25 protein-coding genes are annotated in these 26,537 nt (G+C 68.1%); 10 read left to right on the top strand and 15 right to left on the bottom strand.

The window, feature by feature from the left end; all coding sequences use genetic code 11:
- Positions 1-5 precede the first annotated feature (5 nt).
- From H7J06_RS22085 to H7J06_RS22065, 5 genes are read right to left on the bottom strand one after another with little or no spacing between them, the layout of a single operon-like run.
- Positions 6-569 (bottom strand): pentapeptide repeat-containing protein, encoded by a 564-nt coding sequence (locus H7J06_RS22085; protein WP_264041283.1) that lies wholly within the window; start codon positions 567-569, stop codon positions 6-8.
- Between the two features lie 2 nt (positions 570-571).
- A complete protein-coding gene (locus tag H7J06_RS22080) occupies positions 572-1,177 on the bottom strand; it encodes a GTP-binding protein (protein WP_264041282.1) in 606 nt (201 codons plus the stop codon).
- A complete protein-coding gene (locus tag H7J06_RS22075; RefSeq protein ID WP_264041280.1) occupies positions 1,158-1,547 on the bottom strand; it encodes a DUF742 domain-containing protein in 390 nt (129 codons plus the stop codon). The genes H7J06_RS22080 and H7J06_RS22075 overlap by 20 nt, the downstream gene beginning before the upstream one ends.
- Positions 1,548-1,553: 6 nt before the next feature.
- Positions 1,554-1,961, bottom strand: a complete 408-nt coding sequence (locus tag H7J06_RS22070) for a roadblock/LC7 domain-containing protein (protein WP_264041279.1) — start codon at positions 1,959-1,961, stop codon at positions 1,554-1,556.
- A gap of 7 nt (positions 1,962-1,968) precedes the next feature.
- Complete coding sequence (locus tag H7J06_RS22065) at positions 1,969-4,773, bottom strand: HAMP domain-containing sensor histidine kinase (RefSeq protein ID WP_264041277.1); 2,805 nt, start codon at positions 4,771-4,773, stop codon at positions 1,969-1,971.
- Positions 4,774-5,101: 328 nt separating this feature from the next.
- Between H7J06_RS22065 and H7J06_RS22060 the strand changes: the two genes are divergently transcribed.
- Positions 5,102-5,233, top strand: a complete 132-nt coding sequence (locus H7J06_RS22060; protein ID WP_264041276.1) for a hypothetical protein — start codon at positions 5,102-5,104, stop codon at positions 5,231-5,233.
- Positions 5,234-5,297: 64 nt separating this feature from the next.
- Complete coding sequence (locus H7J06_RS22055; RefSeq protein WP_264041275.1) at positions 5,298-5,762, top strand: tRNA (cytidine(34)-2'-O)-methyltransferase; 465 nt, start codon at positions 5,298-5,300, stop codon at positions 5,760-5,762.
- Positions 5,763-5,766: 4 nt separating this feature from the next.
- On the opposite strand, the gene H7J06_RS22050 is transcribed toward H7J06_RS22055, so the two are convergent.
- The gene (locus H7J06_RS22050; RefSeq protein ID WP_264041274.1) at positions 5,767-6,417 is read right to left on the bottom strand and encodes a nitroreductase family protein; all 651 of its coding nucleotides are present in this window, start codon (positions 6,415-6,417) and stop codon (positions 5,767-5,769) included.
- A 23-nt stretch (positions 6,418-6,440) separates the two neighbouring features.
- On the opposite strand from H7J06_RS22050, the gene H7J06_RS22045 reads away from it, so the two are divergent.
- Positions 6,441-6,851, top strand: coding sequence for a TIGR03667 family PPOX class F420-dependent oxidoreductase (locus H7J06_RS22045; protein ID WP_264041273.1), 411 nt, complete (start codon positions 6,441-6,443; stop codon positions 6,849-6,851).
- A 184-nt stretch (positions 6,852-7,035) separates the two neighbouring features.
- Here the strand turns inward: H7J06_RS22045 and H7J06_RS22040 are convergent, their stop codons facing one another.
- The 4 genes from H7J06_RS22040 to add are packed head-to-tail and all read right to left on the bottom strand — an operon-like array spanning position 7,036 to position 12,203.
- Positions 7,036-8,349: a flavin monoamine oxidase family protein gene (locus tag H7J06_RS22040; RefSeq protein ID WP_264041272.1), complete on the bottom strand. Its 1,314-nt coding sequence runs from the start codon at positions 8,347-8,349 to the stop codon at positions 7,036-7,038.
- Positions 8,346-9,839, bottom strand: a complete 1,494-nt coding sequence (locus H7J06_RS22035) for a purine-cytosine permease family protein (RefSeq protein ID WP_264041270.1) — start codon at positions 9,837-9,839, stop codon at positions 8,346-8,348. Before H7J06_RS22035 ends, H7J06_RS22040 begins: the two co-directional genes overlap by 4 nt.
- Before the next feature lie 49 nt (positions 9,840-9,888).
- Positions 9,889-11,223, bottom strand: a complete 1,335-nt coding sequence (locus H7J06_RS22030; RefSeq protein ID WP_264041268.1) for an NtaA/DmoA family FMN-dependent monooxygenase — start codon at positions 11,221-11,223, stop codon at positions 9,889-9,891.
- The gene (gene add, locus H7J06_RS22025; RefSeq protein ID WP_264041267.1) at positions 11,220-12,203 is read right to left on the bottom strand and encodes an adenosine deaminase; all 984 of its coding nucleotides are present in this window, start codon (positions 12,201-12,203) and stop codon (positions 11,220-11,222) included. Before add ends, H7J06_RS22030 begins: the two co-directional genes overlap by 4 nt.
- A gap of 108 nt (positions 12,204-12,311) precedes the next feature.
- Between add and H7J06_RS22020 the strand changes: the two genes are divergently transcribed.
- On the top strand, positions 12,312-13,190 hold the full coding sequence (locus H7J06_RS22020) for a LysR family transcriptional regulator (RefSeq protein WP_264041266.1): 879 nt from the start codon (positions 12,312-12,314) through the stop codon (positions 13,188-13,190).
- Between the two features lie 149 nt (positions 13,191-13,339).
- On the opposite strand, the gene H7J06_RS22015 is transcribed toward H7J06_RS22020, so the two are convergent.
- Together H7J06_RS22015 and H7J06_RS22010 are read right to left on the bottom strand one after the other, a co-directional pair.
- Entirely contained in the window at positions 13,340-13,555 is a 216-nt protein-coding gene (locus tag H7J06_RS22015) for a hypothetical protein (RefSeq protein ID WP_264041265.1), read from the bottom strand.
- A 159-nt stretch (positions 13,556-13,714) separates the two neighbouring features.
- Complete coding sequence (locus tag H7J06_RS22010; RefSeq protein WP_264041264.1) at positions 13,715-14,326, bottom strand: TetR/AcrR family transcriptional regulator; 612 nt, start codon at positions 14,324-14,326, stop codon at positions 13,715-13,717.
- A 179-nt stretch (positions 14,327-14,505) separates the two neighbouring features.
- On the opposite strand from H7J06_RS22010, the gene H7J06_RS22005 reads away from it, so the two are divergent.
- A complete protein-coding gene (locus H7J06_RS22005; protein WP_264041263.1) occupies positions 14,506-15,621 on the top strand; it encodes a DmpA family aminopeptidase in 1,116 nt (371 codons plus the stop codon).
- The gene (locus H7J06_RS22000) at positions 15,618-17,048 is read left to right on the top strand and encodes an APC family permease (protein WP_264041262.1); all 1,431 of its coding nucleotides are present in this window, start codon (positions 15,618-15,620) and stop codon (positions 17,046-17,048) included. The genes H7J06_RS22005 and H7J06_RS22000 overlap by 4 nt, the downstream gene beginning before the upstream one ends.
- A gap of 19 nt (positions 17,049-17,067) precedes the next feature.
- On the opposite strand, the gene H7J06_RS21995 is transcribed toward H7J06_RS22000, so the two are convergent.
- A complete protein-coding gene (locus H7J06_RS21995; protein WP_264041261.1) occupies positions 17,068-20,364 on the bottom strand; it encodes an error-prone DNA polymerase in 3,297 nt (1,098 codons plus the stop codon).
- Positions 20,365-20,462: 98 nt separating this feature from the next.
- On the opposite strand from H7J06_RS21995, the gene H7J06_RS21990 reads away from it, so the two are divergent.
- Both H7J06_RS21990 and H7J06_RS21985 read left to right on the top strand, forming a co-directional pair.
- Positions 20,463-21,146 carry a DUF899 domain-containing protein gene (locus tag H7J06_RS21990; RefSeq protein WP_264041260.1) on the top strand — a complete coding sequence of 228 codons (684 nt, stop codon included), beginning with the start codon at positions 20,463-20,465 and terminating at the stop codon, positions 21,144-21,146.
- A gap of 41 nt (positions 21,147-21,187) precedes the next feature.
- Positions 21,188-21,952 (top strand): SDR family NAD(P)-dependent oxidoreductase, encoded by a 765-nt coding sequence (locus H7J06_RS21985; protein ID WP_264041259.1) that lies wholly within the window; start codon positions 21,188-21,190, stop codon positions 21,950-21,952.
- 62 nt (positions 21,953-22,014) lie between these two features.
- Here the strand turns inward: H7J06_RS21985 and H7J06_RS21980 are convergent, their stop codons facing one another.
- Positions 22,015-22,884, bottom strand: coding sequence for a MaoC family dehydratase (locus H7J06_RS21980; RefSeq protein WP_264041258.1), 870 nt, complete (start codon positions 22,882-22,884; stop codon positions 22,015-22,017).
- 109 nt (positions 22,885-22,993) lie between these two features.
- Here H7J06_RS21980 and H7J06_RS21975 point away from each other — a divergent pair, with 109 nt between their 5' ends.
- Both H7J06_RS21975 and H7J06_RS21970 read left to right on the top strand, forming a co-directional pair.
- Positions 22,994-25,006, top strand: coding sequence for an SDR family oxidoreductase (locus H7J06_RS21975; RefSeq protein ID WP_264041257.1), 2,013 nt, complete (start codon positions 22,994-22,996; stop codon positions 25,004-25,006).
- Positions 25,007-25,072: 66 nt separating this feature from the next.
- Positions 25,073-26,104 (top strand): nucleoside hydrolase, encoded by a 1,032-nt coding sequence (locus tag H7J06_RS21970; RefSeq protein ID WP_264041397.1) that lies wholly within the window; start codon positions 25,073-25,075, stop codon positions 26,102-26,104.
- A gap of 3 nt (positions 26,105-26,107) precedes the next feature.
- Here H7J06_RS21970 and H7J06_RS21965 read toward each other — a convergent pair whose 3' ends face one another.
- A complete protein-coding gene (locus tag H7J06_RS21965; protein WP_264041255.1) occupies positions 26,108-26,530 on the bottom strand; it encodes an organic hydroperoxide resistance protein in 423 nt (140 codons plus the stop codon).
- Between the last annotated feature and the right edge of the window lie 7 nt (positions 26,531-26,537).

Below are 26,537 nucleotides of genomic sequence, written 5' to 3'. Positions count from 1 at the left end.
GGGCGTCACCCGCCGTGGACGTCCAACCCGTGCGCGGCGGCATATCCGAGGGCCTGGTTGACGTCGATCTTGGCACCCCGCACCGATGCCGTCGTCCAGAACGTCGGGTCGGTCAGCGCACCCCGCAGATCGGCCTCCTCGAGGCGGACGTTCTGCGTTCTCGCCCCACGCAGGTCGGCCCCGCGCAGCACCGCCTTGCGCAGGTCGGTGCCGACGAGGTTGGCCTCGCGCAGTCGACAGTCCGCGAGGTCGATGCTGCGCAGATCGCACCCGCCGAGCACGGCGAGCGTCAGATCCACCTCGACCATCGTGACGGGCCGCAGCCGGCACTCGGTGAACACCGACCCCAGCAGCGTGCACTGGCGGAACACGGTGTGCATCAGCGACGTGCGGCGGAAGGTGCAGTTGCGGAAGGCCGACCCCTGGTGCTCGGATTCGGAGAGGTCGACGCCACTGAAGTCGCATTCGGTGAACACGACGCGTTCGGTGCGCAGCCGGCTCAGGTCCTCGTCGCGAAAGTCGTGCCCGGTGAACTCCTGGTCCACCCACTGCTGGTCGAAGCCGCTCACCGTCAGCCGGGCATCGAGCTGAGGTTCATCAGCGCGTACTCGGTGATCGCGATCAACGCCGCCTTCGCCGAGTTGCGGTCCCGCGCGTCGACGTCGAGCACCGGGATGGTGGGGCGAAGCGCGAGGGCCTGGCGGACCGCGTCCGCCGAATACCGGGGCCCACCGTCGAATACGTTCACGGCGATGAGGAAGGGCAGCTGGCGGGCTTCGAAGAAGTCGACGGCGGCGAAGCTGTCCTCCAGGCGCCGCACGTCGACCAGGATGATCGCGCCGATCGCGCCGCGAACCAGGTCGTCCCACATGAACCAGAAGCGGCGCTGCCCGGGCGTGCCGAACAGGTAGAGCACCAAGTCGTCGGGCAGGGTGATGCGGCCGAAGTCCATCGCCACCGTCGTGGTGTTCTTGTTCGGGGTGGCGCCGAGCACGTCGAGGCCCTGCGACGCGTTGGTCACGATGGCCTCGGTGCGCAGGGGCATGATCTCCGAGACGGCGCCGACGAAGGTGGTCTTGCCGGCGCCGAAGCCGCCGGAGATGACGATCTTCGTGCTTGAGCGCCTGCGCGACGACCCTGATGCGGCGGCTGAGCGCTCAGAGTGCCCGTAGGCCACGCAGTGTCCTTCCGATCAGTTCACGTCTCTCGTCGGTGGTCGCCGACGCGCCCAAGGTGGCGTCCACTCGAAGATAGTCCTGCGTGACCAGATCGCCGATCAACACGCGCGCGACGCCGAGCGGCAATGCGAGACGCGCCGCGATCTCCGCCACCGAGGGGCCGTCGACGCCGAGTTCGAGGATCTTGGCCCGCACGTCGCTGCTCGGCCATCGGGGCGCGGGCGCGGGGTGCAACGTGCGGATGGGCGCCTCGAGCGGAAGGTCGACCGGCGACGTCGTCCGGCCGGCGGTCAGTGTGTACGGCCGGACCAAGCTGACCTCGATCAGCGGTCTACCTGGCTCCCAGGCATCGCGCGGCGGAAGTGTCATCGGCGCTCACGAACGCGGGGCCGTGCGGCGGGCCGACTGGATCACGGTGCCGACGCGTTCGACCAGGATCGCCATCTCATAGCCGATCTGACCGATGTCGCACGACCTGGTCGCCAACGTCGCGAGGTTCGATCCGTCGCCGACCCGCATCAGCAGCAGGTAGCCGTTCTCCATCTCGACGACCGACTGCAGCACGTGTCCGCCGTCGAAGAGCTGGGCGGCCCCCGCCGACAGACTGGCCAGACCCGACGTCACCGCCGCGAGCTGATCGGCGCGCTCGACGGGCATGTGTGCACTGGAGGCCATCAGCAGACCGTCGGCGGACACCAGGATGGCGTGCGATACGCCAGCCACCTCGTGGGCGAACTTGGAGACCAGCCAGTCAAGGGAGTCACGCTGGGTCGGACGGGTCATGTATCGGTCAGTCCTCGTCCGTCGAACTCGCGTCGCGGGCATGGGAGCGGCCCGCGTGCACGCCGCCGAAGTGGCTGCCGATGCTGCTGCGAACGGCCTCGGGGTCCCGCGGAATCATGATCGGGCCGGTGTCGAAGGTAGAGTCGTCGAGTTCCTCGGGCGCGTCGGCCCCACGATGGGCACCGCCGTTGCGCCCGTTGCGGCCGCGGTCGTCGGGGGCCGCGGCACCAGGAATGAGCCGCGCGCCGGGCTGACGCACCGGCAGACCTTCTTCGGTGCGCTCCCGTACCGGGGCCTCCTCGGCCGCCGCGGCGGCCGACCAGCCCTGATCCCACACGGTCTTCCAGTCCAGGTCGCTGCTCTTGGCGAGCTTGAACGGGTCGTCGATCAACCACTCCGAGACCATGGTGTCGAAGATCGATCCGCCGGTGGCGGGCCGGGGTTCGGGCGCCGACTCCGCCTCCGGTGGCTCCACCGGTTCGGGGTGACGCGCATCGTTGCCCGAACCGCCCCCGAAGAACGACGACGTGTCGGTCGGGACCGGTCGTGCGGCGGTCGGATCGGCCGGCCAGTCGTCCTCGGGCCACCGTCGTTCGTCCCAGCGCTCCCGGGTGTCCGCGGGCTGAGGTTCGATTGGTGCGGACGGAATGTTGGCGATGCCACTGGCTCCTGGATTGCGTTGCGGCAGAAGCGAAATCGGGACGTCGGCGTGGCCGTTGCGGTACTCGGGGTATTCGGGCGCGCTGGCGACCTCGTCGTGATGTTCCGGCTGCTCCAAGTAGTCCTCGTAGTGCTGGTAGCCCGAATACTCGTCCTGCTCGTCGGCGGAGGAATGCGTCGGCACCACGGCGAGGTGCGGTTCGGCAGGCATGCCGTAGTCCGACGCGACGGGTTCGCCAGGGCCGTGCAGGAGCGACTCGGCGGGAATGAACACCCCGGCCGTGGTCCCCGAATGCGGTTCGGCGGCAATGGTGTTGCGCAGACGGACCACCAAACCGTGCTGCGCCGCCAGCCTGCCCACCACGAACAGACCCATGTGCCGGGCGGTGTACGGGTTGACCTCACCGCCGGACTGCAGGCGAGTGTTGGCCACCCGCAGATCGGCGTCGGTCATGCCGAGGCCGTAGTCGCCGACCTCGATGACCAAACCGCCGTTGCCGGTGCGCACCGCCGTCACCTGGACGTCGGACACGGGCGGCGAGTACCTCAGCGCGTTGTCCAGAAGCTCGGCGAGAAGATGGACGAGGTCACTCGCGACCACACCGGCGATCTCGCTCTCGGGCAGGTGCCCGGTGACGATCCGGGCGTAGTCCTCGACCTCGGAGGCGGCGGCGTTGACGACGGTGGCGACCGGGACCGGGTCGGTCTCCTCGCGCTGCACCCGGGACCCGGCCAGCACCAGCAGGTTGGCGCCGTTGCGTCGCATGCGGGCGGCGAGGTGGTCGAGCTTGAAGAGACTGTCCAACCGCTCGGGATCTTCCTCGTCGCGCTCGAGGCGGTCGATGATTCCCAGCTGCTGGTCCACCAGAGAACGGCTGCGGCGCGACAACGTCTCGAACATGTCGCCGATCTGAAGCTGAAGCCGGGCTTGCTCGCCGGCCAGGAAGACCGCCTGCTCGTGTAGTTCGTCGACGGCGTGGGCGACCTGCCCGACCTCCTCGGTGGTGTTCACCGGCAGCGGCTGAACCGGCCCCGGCGCACCTCCCGACCGCACCCGCTCGATCTCCTGAGCGAGGTCTTCGTGCGCCACCTTCAGCGCGCCGTCGCGCAGTTTCCGCAGGGGCCGCACCAGGGAGCGAGCCACGAACAGCATGATCACGAGCGCCAGGAGGACGGCCGCTCCGACGATCGCCGAGTCGCGGATCGCCTCGTGACGCTTGGCGTTGGCTTGATCCTCGACCCCGGAGGTGACGGCCGCCGTCGTCGAGTCGACGACCTTCTCGGCGATGTCGTTGGTGGTCTGCAGCGACTGACTCAGTTCGGGGTTGGCGACCAAGCCGACGGCGGGGTCCGACATCAGGGCCATCCGCCGGACCATTTCTTCTTTCAGCTTCTGCGCGTCCGGCGAGCCGACGCCGAGCACCTGCGACATCCCGGACAACGTCGACGGCTCGGTGCCGGCCAACGTGATCATCGAGGTGCGCAGTTCCGGTTCGGGAAGTTCGCCGCCGAGGTTGACCAGGAGCTGCTCCATCGCCATCTGGCCACGCGCGCCCACGGCCCGACTGAGGCCGAGCGCCTCGGCACGGATGCGTTCGTCGTCGACGCGTACCGATCCGTTGATCGCGTCCTCGGCGGACAGCAGGATCGGCGCATAGGCGGTGATGCGGCCCCGCAGGTCGACGCCGTTGGCCGTGACCTCGTTCAGCAGGGACTGACCGTCGTCGAGCAGACCGGTCACGCCGGCCCGCACGTCCGGTTCCACGTCGGTGGCCGAGAGTTGGTTCTGCAGTTTCTGCTTGCTGGTGTCGAACGCGTTCAACGACGCTTGGACGTCACCGCCTGCGGAGTTGGCCAACAGGGCGCCGTCCAGTGCGGCCATGTACTCGGAAATCGAGGGCACCAACTCGGCACGGTCGGCCGCCAACCGAAGCTCGCTTGCGGTGGTCCATCCCGAATGAACCCGCAAGCCGCCCAGGACGCCGACCAAGAGCAACGGCACCACCACGATCGCGAGAACTTTCCAGCGAACGGGCCAGTTGCCCAATGCCCACCGTGCAGGACGTTTGGCCTTCCCCGTCGTCTGCCGCGGTGAAATGGCCGGGAATTCCTGCGACGCATTGTCGTGCGGCGACTCGGCGAACACGCTCATCGCGCCCCGGCCATGAAACCGGTGGCTCGTCCATTGTTTCTTGCTTGCGCGTCGTTCATAAGGCTTCCTGCAGCAGTACGCCCACGTATCGGCAGGCACCGGAAGTACCAGTCCGACCGGCAATTTGTCGAGTATGACAGCGATGCGCGGGCGTTTCCACAGTTCTTACTGAACAGACAGAGTTCGTGACCGTGGCGTTGCGTACCCGTGTGCTATGCGAGCAAATGTCGTTGCACGACCGAGACTTTGCCGGAATGTTCGGCGGTAAATGGCGTGCCCAACCCCCCCATTACGTCTTCGGACCCGGCGAAGTGGGTAAAGGGGAAACATGACCGAACGCCATGGAGACGAACGCCAACACGACGACACCGACGAGACGGAATCGGTCAGCGCTCCCGGTGGTGAAAGCCCCGACCCCGAATTCGGCGACGACGCGACCATCCCCGATCAGGAGACGTGAGTTGGGCTGACTCCGCGCGGACGTAGGCTTCCTCGTACTTGTGTACCGGGAGGCACGCACCGCTGTGTTCAGGGTCATGTTCAACTCACCACGCATTGCCCCGAACACCGGCAATGCGATCAGAATGGTCGCTGCGACCGGATGCGAACTACATCTCGTCGAGCCGCTCGGATTCGATCTGTCGGAACCCAAGTTGCGACGCGCCGGCCTCGACTACCACGACCTGGCGTCGGTGACGGTGCACCCCGATCTGCCGTCGGCGTGGGCGGCGGTGATGCCGGCACGGGTGTTCGCGTTCACCGCGCACGCCGAAACGTTCTTCGGCGACGTCGACTACGTCCCCGGCGACGTATTGCTGTTTGGTCCCGAACCCACCGGGCTGGACGCCGAGACGTTGGCCGATCCGCACGTCACCCAGCGCGTGCGGATACCGATGCTAGCGGGACGGCGTTCGCTCAACCTCTCGAACGCCGCCGCGGTCGTCGTCTACGAGGCCTGGCGGCAGCAGGGGTTCACCGGCGCCGTGTGAGGACCTACCAAGAATTCCAGTGGCTGAGTTGTTCGGCAGGCAGCCGCTTGGCCTTCTTGAAGTTGGTGCCCTTGGTGTAGGCGATCGGAAACAGACCGCCCTGGGCGTACTTGTCGAAGGGGATGCCGAGGATCTCGGCGACCTGCTTCTCGCCGTCGCCGATGAGGTGCAGCGTCGTCCACGCCGACCCCAGTCCTCGCGAACGCAGCGCGAGCATGAAGCTCCACGCGGCGGGCAGGATCGAGCCCCAGAAGCCGGCGCTCGCGCCGGCGGGCGCCCCGTCCGGACGGCCTTCCAGGCATGGAATCAGCATGACCGGAACCTCGTGCAGATGGTCGTTGAGGTACTTCGCGGAGTCGATGACCAACGGGGTGCGCTCGTCGCGGCTGTCGCCGTAGGTGGGCTTCTCGGCGTCGAGGTACGGGGTGGCCGCGATGCGGTAGACCTCGGCGATGGCCTTCTTCTTCTCCTCGTCGTCGACGAAGACGAACTGCCAGCCCTGCGAGTTGGACCCGGTCGGCGCCTGCAGCGCCAGGTCGAGGCACTCCATGATGACGTCGCGCGGAACGGGCTTCTCGAGATCGAGCCGTTTGCGGACCGAACGGGTAGTGGTCAGCAGTTCGTCGAGGGTCAAGTCGAGGGTTTCAGAGGCCATGTTCGGAGACTACATTCGCCATCATGACTGCCGCGTTGACGCCTGAAGTCACCGATCGCCTCAACCGGGACCACTACGGATGGTTGACCACCGTGGCGAAGTCCGGCCAGCCGGTGCCGAGGCTCATCTGGTTCTACTTCGACGGGGAAGCGCTGTTCGTCTACAGCAATCCCGCGGCGGCGAAGGTCGCACACGTCCGGCGCCACCCACAGGTGAGCCTGAACCTGGATTCCGACGGCAACGGCGGCGGGATCGTCGTCGTCGGTGGCGAGGCGATCGTCGACGCGGAGGGCGCGGACTGCCGCGACGACGGACCGTACTGGGCCAAGTACGGGGCGATTGCCGATCAGTTCGGCCTCACCGAGTCGATGGCCGACTACAGCACCCGCCTGCGGATCCGCGTCGACAAGGTGTGGACCACGCCAACGGCCTGACCCCGCCTGATCCGGAGGGTTGTGCGGGGTCGCGGTTTCGGCCGCACGCATGGCTCCACCACCGGGCCGCGACCGGCGAGACTCCGTGCACCGTTCACCAGGGCGAGCTTCGCCGAGTCGGGCGAGGTTGACCGCGGCGTCGTGATCACGGTCGCTCGCAGCAGCTTGACACCCATGGAGAGCATCAAGTGACCGCCAGCACCTCTGCCGCCGCCCGCTGACCCGAGCGGACCGCGCCCTCCATGTAGCCCGTCCATTCGCGGGACGTTTCGGTGCCGGCCCAATGGATGGCGCCGACGGGCGCGGTGAGCGCGGCGCCGTAGGACGTCCAGGCGCCCGGCGGGAAGTGCCCGCTGTAGCAGCCTCGGGTGAATTCGTTCATGCTCCAGTCGTATTCGAGGTATTCGACCGGATTCGCGGCATGCTCCCCGAACACCTGGACCGCAGTCTTCGTGAACACGGCGCGCCGGTCCTCGGGTGTCCGCAGGTGCCACGTCAGCGAGTCGGCACCCTCGATGAAGGAGACCAGGACGCCGCGGGGATAGCCGGGTGGAGTGTTGTCCATGATCACGGGGATGGGTCCGCTGTCGAGGACCGCTTCCCCGCTCAGTCCGGCGTCGCGCCAGAATGGCCGGTCGTAGACCAGGTAGAGCTTGACGACGGCGATCGAATGCAGCCGCTGGCTCAGTTGGTCGCGGTCACTTGGCAGGATCGGATCATAGGCAATCCGCGCCGACATCGGCGGTGCTGCCGTGACGATTGCGCGGCTGGCCGTGCGGCGGAAGCCACCGTCGCACATCGCCGTAATACCGTCGTCGCGCACCAACTTTCGTACCGGTGCGTTCAGGCGCACGGCGTTGCCGAGGTCGTCGGCCATCCGCTCGCAGAGCGCCGACGGACCACCCTCGATGCGCCAGTCCTGGGCTTGCCGGTCGATACCGCGCAGTGCGCCGACCAAACCGGTCGAACGGAAGTAGAACGCCGCGTGTAGCAGTGACACCTCGACAGGGTCGGGAATGAACAGCGCCGCACAGGCTGCGGTGAACTGGGCCCGTGCCACGGCGTTCGGCAGTGCCGTACGAATCCAGCCGGCGAAGGTCTGTTCGTCCAACAACGCGGCATCCGGGGTGTGCCACGGCTCCCCCATGTCCACGGACTCGGCGATGGCCGCGAAAACCGTTATCGCGGCACCGACTTCGTGTTGCTCCGCCGCGACCTCACCGTCGTGCACATGGACTACCCGGCCGGGACTGACCGCGTCGAGCAGCTGCAGCCCGAACCGAGAGACCAGCCCGCGCAGCGACGAGTGCTCGGCCGACACCCACTGCCCGCCGAGTTCCAGCCACTGCCCGTCGGCAGTGAATCCGCCCCGCGTCCGCCCGCCGACCCGGTCGGCGGCTTCGAGGACCTGCACCGTCGCGCCGGCGTCGACGAGAGTCCAAGCAGCGGTGAGGCCGGCCAGGCCGGCGCCCACCACGACCACGTCGACGTCGGTCACTCGGTGAGTCCGACGCGCTGGGCTTCGGAGTTGGACAGTTCGAACTCCGGTCCGGCGGGCAGGCTTTCCTGCGCCCGGACGGTCCGCCGACCCAACAGTAGGTAGCCGCCGAAACCGATGACGAGGGCGACGATCACGCCGAGATTCGAGTACGCCCAGGCGCCTTCGGTGCCGCCGAGTCCGAGCGGGCCGAGCAGGTAACCCTGCCAGCCCAACCACGGCGCCATCGAGTTGGTGACCAGTCCCCAGCCGATGACGGTGGCGACGGCGATCAGCGCGATCGGCATCCAGTGGATGTCACCGTATCGCCCGCGCGGATCGAACAGGTCACGTTCGGCATACGGTCCGCGGCGCAGCGCGAGGTCGGCGATGAAGATGCCGCACCAGGCGGTGATCGGCACGCCGAGGGTGATCAGGAAGCCCTGGAACGGTCCGATGAAGTTGGGCGAGAGGAAGACCACGGCGATCGCACCGAGCAGCATGATGACCGCGTCGACCCCGACGGCCGTCACCCGCGAGGTCTTCAGGCCCAGGTTCAGCAGGGCCAGACCGGACGAGTAGATGTCCATGATGGCGCCGGCCACCAAACCGACCACGGTGACCACCGCGAAGGGGATGAGGAACCAGGTGGGCAGGATCGTGGTCAGTGCGCCGACGGGGTCGCTGGCGATGGCGTCGTTCAGCGTGCTGGACGAACCGGACAGCAGCACACCGTAAATGAGCAGTACCGCGGGCGGCAGCGAGCAGCCCAGCGTGGTCCAGCCGATGATCCCCTTCGAGGACGCGGTGCGGGGCAGGTAACGCGAATAGTCCGCTGCCGCGTTGACCCAGCCCAGCCCGAAGCCGGTCATCACGAACAGGATGGCGCCGATGACGATCGGCGTGCCGCCCGACGGGAGTGCGGCCAGCGCGTGCCAGTCGACCTTGTTGATGGTGAACGCAATGTAGAGCGCGGTCAGTACGGCGGTGAGCACGGTCAGCCAGCGCTGCAGCTTCATGATGACGTCGAAGCCGAGCATGCCGCCGGCGACGATCATCACCACGATCACCAGTAGCGCAACGACTTTCACCAGTACGCCGCCGGTCCATCCCAGCCGTTCGAAGATCGTCGACGTCGCCAGCACCGCGACGACCACCAGGCTGGTCTCCCACCCGACGGTCAACATCCACGACAGCAACGACGGCAACCGGTTGCCCCGGACGCCGAAAGCACTGCGGCTCAACGTCATGGTCGGTGCCGAACCGCGTCGTCCCGCGGTCGCGATGTACCCGCAGAGCAGATTCGACGCGATCACGCCGATCACGACCACGGCCAGCGCCTGCCAGACCGACATGCCGAACGCCAGCACGAACGAGCCGTAGCTGACCGACAGCACCGATACGTTGGCGGCAAACCACGGCCAGAACAGGTCTCGCGGTGTGCCTTTGCGTTCGTGTTCGGCGATGGGGTTGATGCCGTTGGTTTCGACGGCGAACGCTTTGTCGATCATGATCGTCCTCTGCTCGGGTGGTTGGTGCTCAACGCTGAGCGAGGGAGTTTCATCGGGCGGTACTCACGGCCGCGGGGCGCCGTACTGCGCCCTGCCCGAAGATTCGTTCGCGCAGGGTGCCGCGGCGCGGTTCGGTCGGCAGCAGGCCGCGTCGACGCAGTTGCGGCACCACGTCGTCGATGAACTCGGCGTACGAGCCGGGTGAGACGAACGGCGTGACGTTGAACCCGTCGAGGCCGGTGTAGTCGGCCAGGGCGGCGATCTCGTCGGCGACCTCATCCGGGGTGCCGACGACGATCAGCTCCCGCATGCCGCGGCGCAGGAAGTCGGCGGTGGCTTCGGCAACGGTGTTGTCGCGGTAGCGGTCCACCTGGGTGCGGCCGCCTTCGGTGCGGACGTCGGCGAAGGAGGCGTCGGGGTCGAGGCTCTTCAGGTCGATGCCGGTCATGCTGGCGTAGTAGGTCCGGGCCGCTTCGGGGTCGACCCAGGACAGGTACTCCTCGAGCCGCTCTTCGGCCTGCGCCCGCGACGGCGCGGTCACCACCGACAGGCCCGAAATACTTTTGATCGCATCGGGTTCGCGGCCGGCGGCCACCGCGGCGGCCCGCAGATCGTCGACCTGGCCGCGCAGCATGGCGGCGTCCTTTCCTTGCAGGAAGGACACTTCCGCGTTGGCGCCGGCGAATCTGCGGCCGGCCGGGGAGGCGCCGGCCTGCAGGATCACCGGGGTGCGTTGCGGCGACGGTTCGCAGTTGAAGTAGCCGGACACCGAGAAGTACGGGCCGTCGTGTTCGATCGGATGGATCCGGGAGGCATTGGCATACAACCGGGCTGCCTTGTCGGCCACCACCGCGTCGTCCTCCCAGGAGGATTCGAGCAGCTTGTAGGTGACGTCGAGGAAGTCCTGCGCCATGGCGTAGCGCTCGTCGTGCGGCACGGGTGTCCGGCCGAACAGCTCGCAGACCACGGCGCTGCTGGTGGTCACCACGTTCCAGCCGAGACGACCGCCGGTCAGGTGGTCGAGGGTGGCCAGGCGCCGCGCATTGGCGTAGGGATGTTCGAAGGTGGTCGAGGTGGTGATCGCGAAGGACAGCTGGTCGGTGTGGCTGGCCATGGCGGGCAACAGCAGCATCGGGTCGTTCTTCGGGATCTCCACCGCCTGCTCGAACGCGACGTCGGGCGTCGTGCCGTTGAGCACCGGGTAGCCGTACGAGTCGGCCAGGAACAGCAGGTCGAAGCCGCCGCGGTCGAGCAGCTTGGCCAGGTCGACCCAGTAGTTCAGGTCTTTGTAGCGGTAGGTCTGGTTCTCGGGGTGCGCCCACAGCCCCTGGCTGGTGAGGTTCACCCCGTTGATTTCGAACGCCGACAAGATGAGGTGCTTCATCGCGGTTCCTCCTGGAGCCATGCGTCGATGGCGGTGGTCATCCGGGTTTTTGTGCTGGTACTCATGCCTCGCGCGGACGTTCCGGACCGCGCGAACTCGGCGAGGGTGTGGTCGTCGAGAGCCCAGGTGCGCCGGGCGATCTCGTATTGGCCGGTGATGCCGACGCCGAACCACAGCTGGTCGTCGGCGTTGAGCGTCACCGGCACGCCTGCCTTCAGCAGAGCTGGGGCGGGATGGGAGGCCAAGTCGGCGACGACGCCGAGTGCGACGTTCGACACCGGGCAGACGTCGCAGCAGACCTGATCGGCAGCCAGCCGGGCCATCAACTCCGGGTTCTCGATCGAGCGGAAGCCATGCGAAAGTCGGCTGGCGCCAAGCACATCCAAGGCTTCGCGCACGCTGTCAGGGCCACCGGTCTGGCCGGCATGGCTGACGATCGGCAGCCCCGCCGCGCGGGCTTTGTCGGCGGCGGCGGTGTAGCGATGCAGCCCGGCGGGTTCGACGAACCCGGCGGTGCCCAGCGCCGTCACACCCGTTCCTGCGAAAGCGGCTGCGACGGAGGCGAGTTCGACGGCGATCTCCTCGTCGGCGTCGGTGTTGATGGTCAGGGTGGCGCCGACCTCGATGCCGGTTTCGGTTGCAGCTTCGGCGAACGCCCGCAGGATGGTGTCGGTGACGGCTGTCAGGGTGCCGAGTCTTGCGTAGAGCTGCGGTTCGATGGCCGGCTCCAGGTAGACGACGCCTTCTTCGGCTTCCTGGTGCACCAGCGCCCGGCACAGCCCGGCGAGGTCTTCGCGGGTTTCCACCAGCGCGGGCACCGTGCCGTACGCGTCGAAGAACGCCCACACGTCGGGAAACTGGGCGGGCCGGTCGAACGGCGTGCGGCGGCGCTGGGCCAACTCCTGGACGGCGGCCACCGGGTAGGAACCGTCGAGGTGGGCGTGCAGATGCGCCTTGGGCAGGTCGCGAAGGGAGCGCATGCAACGGGAGCCTAAGTTCAGCGCGCGAACGCCGTCGAATAGGCGTTTAATCAGCGCTCATAGGCCTGACCAATCAGGCCAGCTCATCGTGTCGCTGGAGGTCTGGGCGTGTCCGATCTCGACCTTCGGCTGCTGCGGTACTTCGTCGGCCTGGCCGAGTCTCGCAGCTTCACCGAGGCGGCCCGGGCGTTGCACGTGGCGCAGCCGACGCTGAGTCAGGGTATCGAGCGGCTGGAGAAGATCGTCGGGACCCGGCTGGTCGACCGTGGCCCGCGCGGGTCGACGCGTTCGGTGGTGCTGACCGAGGCCGGGCAGGTGCTGCTGCCCGCGGCGGTCGACATTCTGCAGCGGGTGGACCGGGCGCTGCAGTCGACGCGCAGCACCGCCCTCTCGGCACCTTTGGCGGTCGGATTCGGCAGCAGCACACCGCGAGACGTGACGAGCCACCTGCTGGGGACCGGCGACGAGCTCGGGATCACCTTGAGCCTGGAGCATGTGCCGTGGGGCCACGAACTCGACCGGCTGCGCAGCGGCGTACTCGATCTGTGCTTCCTGCAGGTGCCGCAGAATTTCACCGACCCGGCGCTGCGGGTGGTGCCGCTGCGCCGGGTGCGCCGGGTGGCGGTGTTCCCTCGCCTGCATCAGCTGGCCTCACGGGCGCAGCTTGCGCTGGCTGAGCTCGACGACGAGCCGATCGTCGATGCGGCCAGCGACCGGGACTACTGGATCGTCAACCCGCGGCCGGGCCGTCGCGCACCGCGGACCGTGGGGCCGCCCGCCAGGACGGTCGAGGAGATGATGGCGTTCGTGACGGCCGGGCGTGGCATGGCGATCACCAGCTTGTCGGTCGCACAGGCGCACGGCGGTGCGGAGCTGTCGTTCGTGCCCATCGTCGACCTCGACGACGTCGCATTGGTACTGGTCGGCAATGCGCAGGACCGCCGCCCGGCGGTGTCGGCACTGCTGTCGGCGATGGACGGCGATTAGCGCTGAATTCGCCCGCGCACGATCTCCAGCCAGCAGCGAGCCGCGTGACTCGAATAGGAGCATCAAAACCCGCCCCGGAAATACATCAGGCCCTCCCCCGGGGATTGGTTGGGGAGGGCCTGATGGGTTCTGGGGTGGTGCGGGCCGGGCTACTTGCCGGTGAGGTGGGCAATGTAGGCGGGGCCGTGGTTGCCGTACCAGCCGGGGCCGACGGTGGGGGCCGGGGTGGCGTAGGTGCCGGGGCTGAAGACGTTGCCCGGGCCCTGCGGCGAGGTGGAGGTGGAGGCGCTGGCGGCTCCGGCCAGTCCGAGTGCGGCGGCACCGATCATGGTGGCGGCGGCGATGGTGCGGAAGATGGTGGTCATGTCGAATCCTTCTGTCTAAGTGGCCCTTTGGCCCTGGCTGGCCGGTGTGTTCCGGCGATGAGACAACTATGTCGCGGCGCGGCGACAAAGTCTGTCGGGTGACCGGTGGACGGACGGGATGAACGCGCTGTCCACCGATTGGGGGACGGGCTACTGGTTCTACGCCATCGGTGGCAGGTGAGCACCCGTCGCAAGCTCGGCATACTCGGACAACAGCCGCAGGGCCGTCGCACGGTCTAGCGCTGGGTCACGCGCCACGATGCGATAGCCGAGGTAGTCCTCCAGCGCCATCAACGTCATCGCGATGTCGCGGACCGGCGAGCCAAGGCGGAACTCACCCGCCTCAGCCCCGGTGGTGAGAACCCGAACGTAGAGCTCGACCTGCCGGTGGTAGATGCCCTGGACGTCGCGACGCTGGTCCAACTCGAATCCGGCTGCCAGGACCGCGCGCCAGATGGCTCGCCATTCAGCGTCCTCGGGACCGGTGGGAAGCCCTGCGGCGATCGTCAACGCCAGCTGTGCGCACGCGCCGTCGGTGCGTTCGACCACCGCGAGGCGCTCGTCATAGAAGCGAACGTCAGACCGCAGCGCCAGGTCCGCCAACAGCTGATCCATGTCCTTGAAGTAGTAACGGACCGCATTGGCCGTCAGTCCGAGTTCGGCGGCGACATCGGTGATCCGCAGACTCGCCAAGTCGTGTCGCTCGATCAAACCAATTGCCGCATCGAGGATTTCGCTGCGTCGCTCCTCTTGCCGGCTAGGCCGTGCCACGCGTCACCCGCTTCCCGCCACCCGTCGACTCGATCCGTTCGTTGATCAGGCGAGGGTACTTGCCGACGCGTCGGACTCCGAACGAGCCGACACCAATTTGGTCGTTCCACTTGCGCAGACCTCCACCTGCGCGCATTCTTTTCACTCACGGAAAATAACTACCGGACCTGGAGGATCGCTTGCGCGCCAGAGATCTCGGCGTCGTCGTCGGTGAACACCCCACCGGGCCGAACAACGCCATCACCGACGTCACCGGCGTGCGCGTCGGACACGTCACCCTCGACGAGCCTGGGTCCCCGGGCGTCCACACCGGCGTCACCGTCGTCGTCCCGCACGACGACATCTGGACCGAACCGGTTTTCGCCGGAGCCCACCGCCTCAACGGCAGCGGCGAACTGACCGGGCTGGAGTGGATTCGCGAATCCGGCGAGCTCACCTCCGCCATTGGCCTGACCAACACGCACAGCGTCGGAGTGGTTCGGGACGCCCTGGTGTCCGCCCAGGTAGAGGCCCGCGGCGAAGGCGTCTACTGGTCCCTACCCGTCGTCGGTGAAACCTACGACGGGCTTCTGAACGACATCAACGGCCACCACGTCCGCGCCGAGCACGTCCGATCCGCACTCGACTCCGCGCGCGGCGGGCCCGTCGCCGAGGGCAACGTCGGAGGTGGCACTGGCATGATCTGCCACGGCTTCAAGGGAGGCATCGGAACCTCCTCCCGAGTCACCGACACCGCCACCGGGCGATACACGGTGGGAGTCCTGGTTCAGGCCAATCACGGTCGGCGCGAACGACTCCGCATCAACGGCGTACCCGTTGGGGAGCGGATCGGACCCGACGCGGTGCCTCTTCCCGAAGTGTCCCGCCGCTACGAGCCAGGATCAGGATCGATCATCGTCATCGTCGCCACCGACGCTCCGCTGCTGCCACATCAGTGCGCCCGACTAGCCCAGCGATCAGCGCTCGCAGTGAGCCGGGTCGGCGGTAGCGGCGAGCAGTACAGCGGGGACATGATGCTCGCATTCGCAACCGGGAACCGCGGCATCCCGCCCTACGCATGGGACGAAGATCCCGACGCCGCCGTCCCCGAAATTCCCTTGCGCATGGTCGCCCCCCAGCTGATGACCCGTCTCTTCGACCTCACCATCGAGGCCACCGAGGAAGCCATCGTCAACGTGTTGACCTCCGCCACGACCCTCGTCGGCCGCAACGGACTGACCGCCCATGCCCTAGATCACGACCTCCTCCACGAGGCACTCACCACCCCGTTCCCGGAATTCCAGGAGACCCGATGACCGAACACCCGCTGCCCAAGAAGGACAATCGCCTCACCGGTCGGCTCGGCACCGTCGGCATCGTCTTCATGGTGATCGCCGCGGCCGCGCCACTGACCGTCATCGGCGGCAACATGCCGTTGGCAATGGGACTTGGCAACGGTGCAGGCGCACCGGTGGGCTTCCTCATCGCCTCACTGGTACTCCTGCTGTTCAGCGTCGGCTTCGTGACCATGACACCGCACGTGCCCGAGGCAGGTGCCTTCTTCTCCTACGTGACGGTCGGCCTCGGCCAACGAGCGGGAAAGGGCATAGCGGTCGTCGCGCTGATCGCCTACACCGCCATTCAGGTCGGCATCTACGGCTACATCGGGTGGGCGATAGGTGACACCGTCGGCCATTACGACGGACCGCAAATACCTTGGCCCGTCTATTCGTTCGCAGTGCTCGCCATCGTCGCGCTGCTCGGCTACCGCCACATCGAACTCAGCGCCAAGGTACTGGGAGTCGCACTGGTCCTGGAGATCGGCATCGTCGTATTGCTCGACCTCGCGATCGTCGCCAAGCCCGGCCCCAGCGGCCTGAGCCTCACCTCGTTTCAGCCCGACGTGTTCACCCACGGCGTGCTGGGCATCGCCGTACTCTTCGCCCTCACCGGCTTCATCGGCTTCGAGGCGACCGCGGTCTTCCGCGACGAAGCCCGTGATCCCGAACGCACCATCCCCCGAGCCACGTACGCAGCGGTCCTCATCATCGGCGCCTTCTACACCGTGACGTGCTGGGCCTTCGTCGTGGCGCTCGGTCCGGACCAGGTGGCTGCCGTCGCCCAGCGCACCCTTGCCGGTGACGGCAACATGCTGCTCGACACCACCGAAGCGAGTCTTGGCCGAATAGGTCGCGACGTCGTCAACGTCCTGCTGCTGACCAGTCTGTTCGCCTGCGTGCTGTCCTTCCACAACGTGATCGCCCGCTACCAGTTCGTGCTCGCCGGAAAGGGCCTGCTTCCCGAACGTCTTGCGCAGGTGCACGGACGCCACGACTCTCCGGCGTTCTCGTCGGCGGTGCAGACGGTGACAGCCGCGGTGATCGTGGCGATCCTGGCGATACTGGGAATCGACCCCCTGGTAGGTGTCTTCGGCTCGATGGCCGGCGTCGCCACCGTCGGCATGGTGCTGCTCATGCTCACCACGTCGGTCTCAGTGCTCGCCTACTTCGTGCGCCACCGCGAGCACTCCGGTGGACGCATCTGGCAGACGCGAATCGCGCCAGCACTGGCTTGCCTCGGCCTGGTCGCGAGCATGTGGCTGGTCCTGACGAACTTCACCCTCGTCACCGGCGGAAGCGCCACGCTCAGCACGGTGCTGGCCGCCATTCCGTTCATGGGTCTCGTCGTCGGCGCCCTTCTGTGGCGACCCTCACGGTCGCTGTCCGAAACCTCCAGGGGCTGAGGATCACTCACTGCTGCGCCTACTGGAAGTCGCGGGACTTGGTCTTCACCCTCAGGTCGACGGGCCCCATCCGGTCGGCCGCAATGGTGACCGCGCCCGTCGCGTTCTGCACGATGCCCCGGATCACCAGCGCCGACGCCGTCTGCGCCAGCTTGCGGTGCCGCGCCCACACCCCCTTGGAGCACATCACGTTGACCATGCCGGTCTCGTCCTCGAGGTTCATGAACGTCACCCCCTGGGCGGTCGCGGGTCGCTGCCGGTGGGTCACCGCACCGGCGACCAGCACCCGGGTGCCGTCGGGTACCGACAAGAGCTGGTTGGCCGGCACGACGCCCAGCTCGTCGAGGCGTTCGCGGAGGAACTGAACGGGGTGGCTGCCCGGCGAGACCCCGGTGGCCCAGACGTCGGCGGCCGTCAACTCGAGTTCGGTCATGCCGGGCAGGGACGGGACGTGGGAGGACGACCCGACGCCGGGCAGCCGGTCGGGACGTTCGGATGCCGCGGCCCCCGCCGCCCACAGCGCCTCCCGCCGGGTGACCCCGAAACAGCCGAGCGCACCCGCGGTGGCCAACGCCTCGGTCTGCGGCACCGACAGCTGAACTCGGCCTGCCAGGTCGACCAGTGACGTGAACGGGCCGTGGGCATTTCGGTCCTCGACGATGCGCTCGGCCAACTCGTCGCCGACGTGCCGCACCGCACCGAGACCCAGCCTGACCTCGAGGCCACGGTTCTCCAGCGTGGCGTGCGCCAGACTGGCGTTGACGTCGGGGCCGTGCACCAGCACGCCGTGCCGACGGGCGTCGGCGACCAACGACTGCGGGGAGTAGAACCCCATCGGCTGCGCGCGGAGCAGCGCGGCACAGAACACCGCGGGGTGATGCAGCTTGAACCACGACGAGTAGAACACCAGTGAGGCGAACGACAGCGAATGACTCTCCGGGAAGCCGAAGTTGGCGAACGCCTCCAACTTCTCGTAGATCCGGTCGGCGACGTCGCCGGTGATGCCGTGCCGGGCTCGCATGCCGTCGTAGAACCGGCTGCGGAGCCGCTTCATCTTCTCCGTGGACCTCTTGGACCCCATGGCGCGACGCAGCTGATCGGCCTCGGCGGCGGAGAAGCCCGCGCAGTCCACGGCCAACTGCATGAGCTGCTCTTGAAACAGCGGAATTCCCAACGTCTTCCGCAGAGCCTGCTCCATCGACGGGTGATCGTAGGTGACCACCTCGTCTCCGTTGCGGCGCCGTATGTACGGGTGCACCGAGCCGCCCTGAATGGGCCCCGGGCGGATCAGCGCGACCTCGACCACCAGGTCGTAGAACACCCGTGGCTTCAACCGGGGCAGCGTGGCCATCTGCGCGCGGGACTCGACCTGAAACACCCCGACCGAGTCGGCGCGCTGCAGCATCTCGTAGACGGCCTCCTCGGACAGGTCGAGCTTGGACAGGTCGACCTCGAGACCCTTGTGCTCGGCGGCCAGGTCGATGGCGTAGTGCAGCGCCGAGAGCATGCCAAGCCCGAGCAGGTCGAACTTCACCAAACCGATTGCCGCACAGTCGTCCTTATCCCACTGCAGCACGCTGCGGTTCTCCATCCGCGCCCATTCCACCGGGCACACGTCGGCGATCGGCCGGTCGCAGATCACCATGCCGCCGGAGTGGATGCCCATGTGCCGAGGCAGATCCTTGATCTGCAGCGCCAAGTCGACCACCGGCGTGGGAATCTCCTCGACGTCGGGTGAGTCGGCAAGCCCGTTCCACTTGCTGAGCTGCTTGCTCCAGGCGTCCTGCTGCCCCTGGGAGAACCCCAGCGCCCTGGCCATGTCGCGCACCGCGCTGCGGCCGCGGTAGGTGATGACGTTGGCGACCTGGGCGGCGTAGTCGCGGCCGTAACGCTGGTAGACGTATTGAATCGCCTTCTCGCGCAGGTCCGATTCGATGTCGATGTCGATGTCCGGCGGTCCGTCGCGCGCCGGTGACAGGAACCGTTCGAACAGCAACTCGTTGGCGACGGGGTCGACGTTGGTGACGCCGAGGGCGTAGCAGACCGCGGAGTTGGCCGCCGATCCCCGACCCTGACAGAGGATGCCGTTGTCCTTGCAGAACCGGGTGATGTCGTGCACCACCAGGAAGTAGCCGGGGAAGTCGAGCTTGGCGATGACGCTCAGCTCGTGCTCGATCTGGGCGTAGGCCTGCGCGGCACGCTCCGGCGGGCCGTACCGATCGCGCGCACCCGTCATCACCAGGTGCCGCAGCCAGCTGTCCTCGGTCTGCCCCGCCGGCACCTCGAACGGGGGCAGCTTCGGGGCGATGAGGGCCAGCCCGAACGCGCACTGCTCCCCCAGTTCGGCCGCGGCCGCCACCGCGCCGGGATGGTGGGCGAACAACCTGGCCATCTCGTCGCCCGACCGCAGATGCGAACCACCCAGTGGGGCAAGCCATCCGCTGGCCTCGTCCATCGAGTTGCGGGCCCGGATGGCACCCATCGCCATGGCCAGCCTGCCGCGGGTCGGTTCGGCGAAGTGTGCGGCCGTGGTGGCCACGACGCCCACCCCGAACCGCGGCGCCAGGGCGGCGAGCTGGGCGTTGCGTTCGTCGTCGAGGGGGTGTCCGTGGTGGGTGAGCTCGACGCTCACGCGGTCGGCGCCGAACCGGTCGACGAGGTCGGCGAGCGCGGCGGTGGCCGCCTCGGGTCCACCCGTCGACAACGCTTGGCGCACATGGCCCTTGCGGCAACCGGTGAGGATCTGCCAGTGTCCGCCGGCGGCCTCGCTCAGTGCGTCGAAGTCGTAGCGCGGCTTTCCCTTCTCCCCGCCTGCGAGGTGGGCGGTGGCAAGCTCCCGCGACAGTCGCCGATACCCCTCCGGTCCGCGCGCCAGCACCAGCAGGTGCGGCCCCGGCGGATCGGGCGTCTCGGTGCGGGGCACGTTTTCCAGCGAGAGCTCGGCGCCGAACACCGTCTGGACGTCGAGTTCCCGGGCCGCCTCGGCGAATCGGACCACTCCGTAGAGCCCGTCGTGATCGGTCAGCGCGATGGCCTGCAGGTTCAGCCGGGCGGCCTCCTCGACGAGTTCTTCCGGGGTGCTCGCCCCGTCGAGGAAGCTGTAGGCCGAGTGGGCGTGGAGTTCGGCGTACGGGGTGGACGCGCCCGTGCGCTGATGATCGTCGGGCCGCTCGTAGCTGCCCCGCTTGCGGGACCAGGCGGGGCTGTCACCGCCGTCGCCGGTGGGCTCGGGCAGGCGGGACCCGGCGCGGCGCGGCTTGCTGGTGAGCACGCGCTGCATCTCGCCCCAGGTCGACGGCCCGTCGTTCCAACCCATCGGCCCAGTCTATCGAACATGCGTTCGACAGTCGACGCGATGACTTTCAGGCGTCGACCGGGTCATCATCGGAGGAACCCAACCGCGAGGAGACACCCATGACCACGCCCGCCATGCCCCCGGTGGTCGACCAGGCCACCTGGCGCACCGCCCTCGACGACCTCCGCGCCCGGGAGAAGGCCGCGACCCGCGAACTCGACGCGATCGCCGCGCAGCGCAGGCGGCTGCCGATGGTCGAGATGCCGCCCTACACGCTGGTGGGACGCGACGGTCCCGTCCCGCTCGTCGACGTCTTCGACGGTCGCCGACAGCTCATCGTCTACAACCACATGTGGACCGACGGCGCGGACTGGCAGTGCGGCGGCTGCACGGGGTTCACGTCGCAGTTCACCCGGCTGGAGTTCCTGGCCGCCTACGACGCCCGCTTCGTGATCGTCACCAACGGACCCATCGACGAGGCCCTGGCCTACAAGGCCAAGGTCGGCAACCAGATGGAGTGGTACTCGTCGTCGGAGAGCAGCTTCGGCGCCGACGTGGGTGCGGCACCGGGCACCGGCTTCGCCGTCAACGTGTTCCTCCGCGACGGCGACACCGTGTACCGCACCTGGCACACCGACGGTCGCGGCACCGAGCAGCTCAGCCACAGCTTCGCGCTGATCGACCTGCTGCCGTGGGGTCGTCAGGAGGAATGGCAGGACTCGCCACGGGGATGGCCGAAGGCTCCCACCTATTCCAAGTGGTTGGACTCCCCCGGCATCGCCGCGGCGTACGGCACCGGGTAGCGCAGCGGAATAACTGCGGTCCAAAGTGGATTGTGGCCATCGTGACGCGACGACTCGACAACACGGTGGCACTGGTCACGGGCGCAAGCAGTGGCATCGGCGAGGCCACGGCGATCGCCCTGGCCGCCGAGGGCGCGACCGTTGCCCTGCTGGCCCGGCGCAAGGACCGGCTCGACGACCTCACCGCCCGCATCGAAGCCGCCGGGGGCACGGCGCTGGCCGTGGAGGCCGACGTGTCCGACCAGTCTCGGGCCGCCGCCGCGGTCGAGCGGGTGGTCGACCGCCTCGGCAGGCTCGACACCCTGGTCAACAACGCGGGCCTGATGCTGATCGGACCGGCCGCCGACGCCGACCCCGCCGACTGGGACACGATGCTGTCGGTCAACGTCGCGGGCGTGCTGTACATGACGCGGGCCGCCCTGCCGCACCTGATCGCGGCCGCCGCGGATTCGCCGCGCGGTGTCGCCGACGTGGTCAACATCAGTTCGACCGCGGGTCGCGTCGCGCGCCCGGGGACCGCCGTCTACTCACTGACGAAGTTCGGCGTCGGCGCGTTCTCCGAGGCCGTCCGCCAGGAGGTGCTGGGCCAGCGGGTCCGGGTCGGCCTCGTCGAGCCGGGGACGGTGCAGACCGAGATCACCGACAACCTGTCCGTGGCCGATCGGGAGGCCATCGAACAGCGCAGCCCGGGCATGGTGAAGCTCGAGCCGGGCGACATCGCCGACGCGGTCACCTACATGGTGACGCGCGATCGCCGGGTCGCCGTCAACGAAATCCTGGTGCGGGCGGCCGAACAGACCTGGTGACGGCGCCCGGCCCCGGTGCGGCTAGCGCGCGTCGAACGTCCTGCCGCGGCGCTGAGGTCCCGTCAGTCCACGTACTCCGCGGTGCCGTCGTCGAGCACCACGCGCGCGTTGGACCCGTCGGCCCCGGCAGCCTCGGTGCGGAACACCGCGTGCCCGGGTTCGGTGCGCCACACCGACGTCGTCAGCGTCTCGCCGGGGAACACCGGCGAGGTGAACCGTGCGCCGACCGCGGTGATCTTCGTGGCGTCGTTGCCGCCGAGTTCGGCCACCAGCACCCGGCCCGCGACCCCATAGGTGCACAGCCCGTGCAGGATTGGCCTTGGGAAGCCCGCGAGGTTCTGCGCGAACCAGGGATCACTGTGCAGCGGATTGCGGTCCCCCGACAGCCGATAGATCAGCGGCTGATCCTCGGTCGTGGGCAGTGCGACCGTGGCATCCGGCTCGCGATCCGGGATCTCCGGGGCGACGGGGCGTTCGCCGGGCTGACCGCCGAAGCCGCCCTCGCCGCGAATCACGGCCGTCGACGTGGTCTCGGCGACCACCTTGCCGGTGTCGGGATCGGTGCCGACGCCCTTGAACACCAGGATGGCGTTCTTCCCCTCGCCCTTGTCCTGGACGTCGACGACCTCGGAGTGGACGTCGAGCCTTCCCGACGGCGGAAGAGGCTCGTACAGCCGGATCTGCTGCGAACCATGCAGCAGCATGGCGAAGTTGAAGCTGCCGACCTCGCCGACCGCCCCCCACGCCGGGCAGGCGATGACGGCGTAGGTCGGCAGTACCTGCTGCTGGATGTCGTGGCTGTTCTCGGTCGTGAACGCCAGATCTCGTACGCCCGCGCCGACCCCGAGCGCATAGAGCAGCGTGTCGCGCTCGGTCCACTCGAACGGTTGCGGTGCGGTGGTGGCACCGATGGCGTCGGGGTTGATCGGCATGCTCTTCTCCCTTGAAGGCGGTGGCGGCTCAATCGGACGATAGCGCGACGGTCCCGCACCGAGGCGCGGTGGGTTGACCTTTGCCGGAACTAGGGTGACCATGTCTCGCATGCGCTATGTCGTTACCGGCGGTACCGGGTTCATTGGCCGCCGCGTCGTGTCCGCGATTCTGGCCAGAACCGACGATTCCGACGTCTGGATCTTGGTCCGCCGGGAGTCGCTGTCCCGGTTCGAGCGGCTCGCCGCACAGTGGGGCGAACGCGTGAAACCGCTGGTGGGAGACCTGACGTCAGCCAACCTGGGCCTGTCCGAGGCGGCCGTCGCCGAACTCGGATCCGTCGACCACGTCGTGCACTGCGGCGCCGTCTACGACGTGACGGCCGACGACGAGGCTCAACGCGCCGCCAACGTCGACGGTACGAAGGCGGTGGTCGACTTGGCGTTGCGGGTGGACGCCACCCTGCACCACGTGTCCTCGATCGCGGTCGCCGGCACCTTTCCCGGCGTGTACACCGAGGACGACTTCGACGTCGCACAGGATTTGCCGACGCCGTACCACCAGACGAAGTTCGAAGCAGAGATGCTGGTCCGCGCCGCACCGGGTTTGCGATACCGGGTCTACCGGCCCGCCGTCGTCGTCGGGGACTCCCGCACCGGCGAAATGGACAAGGTCGACGGTCCGTACTACTTCTTCGGGCTGCTCGCGAAGCTGGCCGTGCTGCCGAGATACACGCCGATCATGCTGCCCGACACCGGCCGCACCAACGTCGTCCCCGTGGACTACGTGGTCGACGCCGTCGCGACGCTCATGCACCTCCCCGACCGAGACGGGCAGACGTTCCACCTGACGGCACCGAAATCGATTGGCCTGACGCACATCTACCGCGGCGTGGCCAAGGAGGCACGTTTGCCGGAGCTCCGTGGCTCACTGCCCGGGTCGTTGGCGACGCCGTTGCTCACCGCCACCGGACGGGCCAAGATCCTGCGCAACATGGCAGCCACCCAACTGGGCATCCCGGCGGAGATCCTCGACGTCGTCGACCTTGCCCCGACGTTCACTTCCGACAATGCCGTAGAGGCCTTGCGCGACAGCGGAATACGGGTTCCCGACTTCGCGTCCTACGCACCCCTGCTGTGGCGTTACTGGGCCGAGCACCTGGACCCGGACCGGGCCCGCCGCGACGATCCTGCGGGTGCGCTGGTCGGCCGCCACGTCGTCATCACGGGTGCGTCCAGTGGCATCGGCCGGGCCTCCGCCCTCGCGGTGGCCGAACGCGGGGCGCGCGTGTTCGCCTTGGCGCGCAACGCCGACGCACTCGACGACCTGGTCGCCGAGATCCGCGAGGCCGGTGGCGACGCGCACGCATTCACCTGTGACGTCACCGATTCGGCGTCGGTGGATCACACCGTGAAGGACATCCTCGGTCGGTTTGGCCACGTCGACTACCTGGTGAACAACGCGGGCCGCTCGATCCGGCGGTCGGTGTCGGCCTCCACCGACCGGCTGCACGACTACGAGCGCGTGATGGCGGTGAACTACTTCGGGTCCGTGCGCATGGTGCTTGCACTGCTACCCCATTGGCGCGAACGTCGCTTCGGCCACGTCGTCAACGTGTCGAGCGCGGGCGTACAGGCCAGCAGCCCGAAGTACAGCGCCTACGTTCCCAGCAAGGCCGCACTCGACTCCTTCGCCGAAGTGGTTGGCACCGAAACGCTTTCGGACCACATCACCTTCACCAGCATCCACATGCCGTTGGTCAAGACACCGATGATCGCGCCGTCGCGCAAGCTCAACCCGATGCCCGCCATCACCGCGGACCACGCGGCCGCGATGGTGGTCCGCGGGCTGGTGGACAAGCCCGCCAGGATCGACACGCCGGTCGGCACGCTGGCCGACGTCGGGCACTACTTCGCACCCGGGTTGTCCCGTCGGATCCTGCACCAGTTGTATCTCGGCTATCCCGATTCGCCGGCCGCCCGAGGAGTCGCCACGCCCACGGAGCACCAGCCGACGCGACGGCCGAGACGACCCGTTCGCATGCTGGGCCCGGGCTTGGTGAACCTGCGCACACCGGGACCGATCAAGCGGGCGGTCCGACTGGTACCTGGTGTGCATTGGTGACGGCCCCGCCCTAGTGTTGGCCGCGTGACGGAGGTCGTGAGGGCGGGCGCGGACGTGACGACTCGATTGCCCGTCTTCGCCGACGTCGACACGGGTGTGGACGACGCGATGGCGCTCGCCTACCTACTGGCCAGTGCGGACGCCGAGCTCGTCGGCGTCGCCTCGACCGCGGGCAACGTGCCCGTCGACCAGGTCTGCGTCAACAACCTTGGGCTGCTCGCCCTCTGCGGTGCGGGCGACGTCCCGGTGTCGAGGGGTTCGGAACGTCCGTTGGCGATGCCGCTGCGCACCGCCGAGGACACCCATGGCCCCGAGGGCCTCGGCTACGCCCGACTACCGGCCGGCGACGGCCGACTCACCGACTACGACGCCGCCACGGCCTGGGTGCGTGCGGCCCGCGAGCACCCGGGTGAGCTCGTCGGCCTGGTCACCGGACCGTTGACCAATCTGGCACTCGCCATGCGCCTCGAACCGAGCCTGCCCCGGTTGTTGCGACGGCTCGTCATCATGGGCGGCGCGTTCGACTACCGCGGCAACACCACCCCGGTGGCCGAGTGGAACATCAACGTCGACCCGGAGTCGGGCTCGGAGGTCTTCACCGTGTGGGGTGCGGCGTGGGGGCTGGACAAGCCGACGCACCTGCCAATCGTGTTGGGGCTCAACCTGACCGAGAATGCCGTGATGACACCTGCGACCCTCAGCCGGCTGGCGGCGGCGGCCGGGTCGGCCACCACGCCGATGAGCGTGCTCGACGACCGAGGGACCAGATCGGCGGCGTCGAACCCGCTGATACGCGTGCTCGAGGACGCGATGCGCTTCTACTTCGAGTTCCACTTCGACCAGGGCGAGGGTTACCTGGCCCACCTGCACGATCCCCTCGCCGCCGCGGTGGCACTGGACCCCGACCTCGTCGGCTGCCGGCAGGCGACCGTCGACGTCGAGCTGACGGGCACCCTCACCCGCGGGATGACGGTCGCCGACTGGCGTGGACATTGGGGCCGATACCCCAACGCGCACATCGGAGTCGACGTCGACCCGGAGGTCTTCTTCGACCGGTTCATCGCGCGGGTGGGACCCTTCGCCGCCACCCTCGGGTGAGCGTCAGTCGTCGGTCACCACGAGGGTGACGTCGATGTTCCCGCGGGTCGCGTTCGAGTAGGGGCAGACCTGGTGCGCCTTCTCGGCGAGCGCCTGTGCGGTGGCGTGGTCGACGTTGGGCAAGGTGACCTCCAGCTCCACCGCGAGACCGAAGCCGCCGTTGTCGAGCGTGCCGATCGACACCCTCGAGCCCACCGTCGAATCCGAGACGTCCGCCTTCTCCTGCCGGGCGACCAGTCGCAGCGCCGAGTGGAAGCAGGCGGCATAGCCGATGGCGAACAGCTGTTCGGGATTGGTGCCGTCGCCGCTGCCGCCCATCTCTTTGGGAATGGCCAGCTGGAGGTCCAACCTGCCGTCGGCGCTCCTGGCCTGTCCGTCGCGCCCTTCGCCGGTGGCCAACGCCTCTGCGGTGTACAAGGTCTTCATTGCGGTT

The organism is Mycolicibacterium hodleri, assembly GCF_025822245.1.
Lineage (GTDB): Bacteria > Actinomycetota > Actinomycetes > Mycobacteriales > Mycobacteriaceae > Mycobacterium > Mycobacterium hodleri.
The sequence above is the reverse complement of the archived record's forward strand: the minus strand, read 5'-3'. Positions and strand labels throughout refer to the sequence as shown.

Coding starts and splice junctions, on each gene's coding strand:
- H7J06_RS22065 (WP_264041277.1), bottom strand. CDS start 4,773: ATGAGCGTGTTCGCCGAGTCGCCGCACGACAATGCGTCGCAGGAATTC.
- H7J06_RS22050 (WP_264041274.1), bottom strand. CDS start 6,417: ATGGCCTCTGAAACCCTCGACTTGACCCTCGACGAACTGCTGACCACT.
- H7J06_RS22000 (WP_264041262.1), top strand. CDS start 15,618: ATGACCGAACACCCGCTGCCCAAGAAGGACAATCGCCTCACCGGTCGG.
- H7J06_RS22060 (WP_264041276.1), top strand. CDS start 5,102: ATGACCGAACGCCATGGAGACGAACGCCAACACGACGACACCGACGAG.
- H7J06_RS21965 (WP_264041255.1), bottom strand. CDS start 26,530: ATGAAGACCTTGTACACCGCAGAGGCGTTGGCCACCGGCGAAGGGCGC.
- H7J06_RS21980 (WP_264041258.1), bottom strand. CDS start 22,884: ATGCCGATCAACCCCGACGCCATCGGTGCCACCACCGCACCGCAACCG.
- H7J06_RS22030 (WP_264041268.1), bottom strand. CDS start 11,223: ATGAAGCACCTCATCTTGTCGGCGTTCGAAATCAACGGGGTGAACCTC.
- H7J06_RS22045 (WP_264041273.1), top strand. CDS start 6,441: ATGACTGCCGCGTTGACGCCTGAAGTCACCGATCGCCTCAACCGGGAC.
- H7J06_RS22015 (WP_264041265.1), bottom strand. CDS start 13,555: ATGACCACCATCTTCCGCACCATCGCCGCCGCCACCATGATCGGTGCC.
- H7J06_RS22075 (WP_264041280.1), bottom strand. CDS start 1,547: ATGACACTTCCGCCGCGCGATGCCTGGGAGCCAGGTAGACCGCTGATC.
- H7J06_RS21975 (WP_264041257.1), top strand. CDS start 22,994: ATGCGCTATGTCGTTACCGGCGGTACCGGGTTCATTGGCCGCCGCGTC.
- H7J06_RS21990 (WP_264041260.1), top strand. CDS start 20,463: ATGACCACGCCCGCCATGCCCCCGGTGGTCGACCAGGCCACCTGGCGC.
- add (WP_264041267.1), bottom strand. CDS start 12,203: ATGCGCTCCCTTCGCGACCTGCCCAAGGCGCATCTGCACGCCCACCTC.
- H7J06_RS21995 (WP_264041261.1), bottom strand. CDS start 20,364: ATGGGTTGGAACGACGGGCCGTCGACCTGGGGCGAGATGCAGCGCGTG.
- H7J06_RS22070 (WP_264041279.1), bottom strand. CDS start 1,961: ATGACCCGTCCGACCCAGCGTGACTCCCTTGACTGGCTGGTCTCCAAG.
- H7J06_RS22035 (WP_264041270.1), bottom strand. CDS start 9,839: ATGATCGACAAAGCGTTCGCCGTCGAAACCAACGGCATCAACCCCATC.